Source organism: Roseovarius sp. D22-M7 (genome assembly GCF_037083785.1).
Classification (GTDB): Bacteria; Pseudomonadota; Alphaproteobacteria; order Rhodobacterales; family Rhodobacteraceae; genus Roseovarius.
The window spans coordinates 1-1,114 of sequence record NZ_JBAPKY010000179.1 but is presented as its reverse complement, the minus strand read 5'-3'; the positions used below and the strand labels follow the sequence as shown (position 1 = coordinate 1,114).

General features: G+C 66.5%; 1 protein-coding gene. It reads right to left on the bottom strand.

Annotation, left to right across the window (positions count from 1 at the left end):
• Positions 1–1,113 carry an S-(hydroxymethyl)glutathione dehydrogenase/class III alcohol dehydrogenase gene (locus V8324_RS21980; RefSeq protein WP_336422010.1) on the bottom strand — a complete coding sequence of 371 codons (1,113 nt, stop codon included), beginning with the start codon at positions 1,111–1,113 and terminating at the stop codon, positions 1–3.
• Position 1,114: the final 1 nt, after the last annotated feature.

Below are 1,114 nucleotides of genomic sequence, written 5' to 3'. Positions count from 1 at the left end.
TCAGTATTCCACGACGGCGCGGATGCTTTCGCCGTTGTGCATCAGCTCGAAGCCGTCGTTGATCTGGTCGAGGGTCAGCTTGTGGGTGATCATCGGGTCGATCTCGATCTTGCCCTGCATGTACCAGTCGACGATCCGCGGCACGTCGGTGCGCCCGCGCGCGCCGCCGAAGGCCGTGCCGCGCCAGGACCGACCCGTCACCAGCTGGAACGGCCGGGTCGAGATCTCGGCCCCCGCGGGCGCCACGCCGATGATGATGCTCTCGCCCCAGCCCTTGTGCGCCGACTCCAAAGCGGCGCGCATCACGCCCACGTTGCCGGTGGCATCGAACGTGTAATCGGCGCCGCCTCCCGTCAGCTCCACGAGGTGCGGGACGATATCGCCGCTCACATCCTTGGGATTGACGAAATCGGTCATCCCGAAATACCGGCCCATCTCGGCCTTCTCGGGGTTGAGGTCGACGCCCACGATCTGGTCGGCCCCGGCCATCCGCAGCCCCTGGATCACGTTCAGCCCGATGCCGCCCAGCCCGAACACGATCGCGGTCGAACCCAGCTCGACCTTGGCGGTGTTGATCACCGCGCCGATGCCGGTGGTCACGCCGCAGCCGATATAGCAGATCTTGTCGAAGGGCGCGTCCTTGCGGACCTTGGCGAGCGCGATCTCGGGCATCACGGTGTGATTGGCGAAGGTCGAGCAGCCCATGTAGTGATGGATCGGCGTGCCGTCGAGCATCGAGAACCGCGTCGTGCCGTCGGGCAGCAGGCCCTGGCCTTGCGTCGCGCGCACCGCTTGGCAGAGGTTGGTCTTGGGATGCAGGCAATACTCGCAGGTCCGGCATTCCGGCGTGTAAAGCGGGATCACGTGATCGCCCACCTCGAGGCTGGTGACGCCTGCGCCCAGCTCGACCACGACGCCGGCGCCCTCGTGACCCAGGATCGCCGGGAAGATCCCCTCGGGATCCCCGCCAGAGCGGGTGAACTCGTCGGTATGACAAAGCCCGGTGGCCTTGATCTCGACCAGCACCTCGCCCGCCTTCGGGCCGTCAAGCTCCACCTCCATAACTTCGAGCGGCTTGCCAGCCTCGACCGCGACAGCAGCACGTGTGCGCATG